Below are 2,897 nucleotides of genomic sequence, written 5' to 3'. Positions count from 1 at the left end.
CAGCCGCGGCGGCGACCGCGCCCCCCACGGCCGCTGCCGCCCCGCCGGCCCGGCCGGACGCCACCGGCACGCTGCTCATGCTCGGGGCGGCGGCGTCCAACCAGCTCGGCTCGGGCGTGGCGGCGCTGGCCTTCGGCGTGCTGGGTCCCGTCGGGGTCGTCGTGGTCCGGCAGTGGGTGGCCGGGGTGCTCCTGCTCCTGCTCACCCGGCCGCGCCTGCGGGAGCTCACCTGGTCCCAGTGGTGGCCGGTCGGCCTGCTGGCCCTGGCGGTGGCGACCATGAACATGTCGCTGTACGGCTCGGTCGACCGGGTCGGGCTGGGGACGGCGGTGACGCTGGAGTTCCTCGGCCCGCTCGGCGTGGCCCTGGTCCGCTCGCGCCGGGCGGTCGACCTGCTGTGCGCGCTGCTCGCTGGTGCCGGCGTCGTCGTGCTCGTCCGGCCGCAGCCGACGACCGACCTGCTCGGGGTCGGCCTGGGGCTGCTCGCCGCGGCGTGCTGGGCGGCCTACATCGTCCTCAACCGGGTGATCGGCACCAGGGTCCCCGGCGCCACCGGGCCGGCCGCCGCCGCGGTGCTGTCCGCGCTGGCGTTCGTCCCCGTCGGCGTGGTCCTGCTGCCCCGGCTGGAGCCGACCCTGCTGTCGGTCGTCTGCGCCGCCACCGCCGGCCTGCTGGCCTCCGCCGTGCCGTTCGTCCTGGACCTGCTCGCGCTGCGCCGGGTGCCCGCGGGCTACTTCGGGCTGTTCATGAGCGTCCACCCGGTCCTGGCGGCGCTGGTCGGGCTGGTCGTCCTGCAGCAGGTGCTGCCGTGGACGGGCTGGCTCGGCATCGCCTGCGTCGTGGTCGCCAACACCGTCGCCGGAGTGGTGGGCGGCACCGGACGGCGCCGGGCCGCCCGGGCTGCGCGGGTCGCCGACCGCGAGGCCGAATCCGTGGGCGCCCAGGCCGAGGCCATGGGCGGCCAGGTCGAGGCCTCGGGCGCTCAGGCCGAGGCGGCCAGCCCCCGGAAGGTCCGCCGGTAGGCCTGCGGCGACGTCCCCAGGCGCAGCGAGAAGTGGTGGCGCAGCGTCGTCGCCGCACCCAGCCCGCTGCGGCGGGCGACCTCGTCCACCGGCAGGTCCGTGGTCTCCAGCAGCAGCTGCGCGCGGGCCACGCGCTGGCCGAGCAGCCAGGCGTGCGGCGTCGAGCCGGTCGCGGCGCGGAAGTGCCGGGCGAAGCTGCGCGGCGACATCAGCGCCCGCGCGGCCAGCTGGTCGACGCCCAGGTCGGCGTCCAGGTGCTCCTGCGCCCAGGCGAGCGTGCTGCGCAGGCGGGAGGTGTCGTCGACCGCGGGGACGGCGGCGGTGACGAACTGGGCCTGGCCGCCCTCCCGGTGCGGCGGCACGACCATGCGGCGGGCGATCTCGTTGGCCACGGCGGCCCCGTGCTCCAGGCGCAGCAGATACAGGCAGGTGTCGATGCCGGCCGCGGTCCCGGCGCTGGAGAACACCGGGTCGTCGTCGACGTAGAGCACGTCGGGGTCCACGGTCACAGCCGGGAAGCGGCGGGCGAGCTCAGCGGCGTGCATCCAGTGCGTGGCCACCGTGCGGCCGTCGAGCAGGCCGGACGCGGCGACGACGTAGGCCCCGCTGCAGTGGCTCATCACGCGCCCGCCGCGGGCGACGACGTCGCGCAGCGACTGCAACAGCGGCTCGGGCGGCTCCACGTCGGTGCGCTCCCAGCCCAGGACGCACACCAGGTCCGCGGTCGCCATCCGCTCCAGCCCGTGCTCGGCCAGCACCACGAGGCCGGTGTCGGTGCGGACCGGGCCCGGTTCGACGGCCACCACGGCGAAGTCGTAGGACGGCAGGCCGTCGCCCGACCGGTCGTAGCCGAAGACCTCCGACACCACGCCGAGGCCGAACGAGCCGACCCCGTCGTAGACCACCGCCACCACGTCGCGCATCACCCGTGCAGTGTGGCAGGAACTTGGCGCTCAGCGGCAGCCCTGCCACTCGTCCGGGCCGCGGCGCAGGCGGACGCTGGAGCCGGGCCGCAGACGGCGGACCCGGTGACGAGGAGGACGACATGGCACGCACGAGTCTCGAGGACGCGCTGGACCGGCTCGCGGAGGCGGCCGCGGACGTGACCGACCTGGTGGGCGGCCACGACGGCGGGCCCGGGGGCGCCGCGCTCGCGGGCGTCGTGGACGACCTGGAGGACGCGGCCGGCTCGTCGCTCGGCCCGGCCGCCGGCGAGACGGAGGTGGCGCTGCTGCGGCGCCTCGACCGCGCGCACCGGCTCCTGCTGGCCGCCCGCGTCGGACGGCCGGTGGCGCAGGCCTGCTGAGGGGGCGCCGGGTGGCCTGCGGGCGCAGGACCGGCGTCCGCGCAGTCGTCATCGACCGCCTGGCGGCGCGTGGGCGAGCGAGCGGCGGCCGCGCAGTCATCATCGACCGCTCGAGCGGCGCGCGGGTGCGGGACCGGCGGCCGCGCAGTCGTCATCGGTCGCTCGGGTGGCCCGTGGACGGGCAGCGGCGTCCGCGGAGTCATCATCGACCGGCTGGACCGCGCGTGCCTGGGGCACAGGCGTACACCCAGACGTCACCGACCGGCTGGCCGGCTGCAGCGTCCTCAGGCGAAGACGGCGGCCGTCCACAGGTGCAGCAGGGCGTACCCGCGCCACGGGCGCCAGCCCTCCGCGCGGGCCTCGGCCTCGCGTGCGGTGGCCGCCCCGAGCGCCCGCCGGAGCACGAGGTCCCCGGGCAACCACGCGTCGGGGTCGCCCAGGCACCGGAGCGCGACGTAGTCCGCGGTCCACGGCCCGATGCCGGGTAGCGCCAGCAGCGCCGCCCGGGTGCCCGCCCGGTCGGCGTCCCGGCCGAGGTCCAGGCCGTCCGCGGCCGCGGCGGCCACCGC

Annotated in this window: 3 protein-coding genes and 1 pseudogene; 2 read left to right on the top strand and 2 right to left on the bottom strand. The window is 77.6% G+C overall.

The genetic code is table 11. The features are described from left to right. A partial coding sequence (locus WCS02_RS19325; RefSeq protein WP_340295910.1) for an EamA family transporter occupies positions 1–1,022 on the top strand: 1,022 nt, incomplete at its 5' end. Here WCS02_RS19325 and WCS02_RS19320 read toward each other — a convergent pair. Beyond that, the gene (locus WCS02_RS19320) at positions 983–1,948 is read right to left on the bottom strand and encodes a helix-turn-helix domain-containing protein (RefSeq protein ID WP_417281826.1); all 966 of its coding nucleotides are present in this window, start codon (positions 1,946–1,948) and stop codon (positions 983–985) included. The two genes, WCS02_RS19325 and WCS02_RS19320, sit on opposite strands and share 40 nt — an antisense overlap. Before the next feature lie 119 nt (positions 1,949–2,067). Between WCS02_RS19320 and WCS02_RS19315 the strand changes: the two genes are divergently transcribed. Further along, positions 2,068–2,328 (top strand): hypothetical protein, encoded by a 261-nt coding sequence (locus tag WCS02_RS19315; protein WP_340295909.1) that lies wholly within the window; start codon positions 2,068–2,070, stop codon positions 2,326–2,328. Positions 2,329–2,612: 284 nt separating this feature from the next. Here WCS02_RS19315 and WCS02_RS19310 read toward each other — a convergent pair. Further along, a pseudogene (locus WCS02_RS19310) lies at positions 2,613–2,897 on the bottom strand (DNA-3-methyladenine glycosylase family protein); the annotation flags it as partial.

This window comes from Aquipuribacter hungaricus, from assembly GCF_037860755.1.
Classification (GTDB): Bacteria; Actinomycetota; Actinomycetes; order Actinomycetales; family JBBAYJ01; genus Aquipuribacter; species Aquipuribacter hungaricus.
The sequence above is the reverse complement of the archived record's forward strand: the minus strand, read 5'-3'. Positions and strand labels throughout refer to the sequence as shown.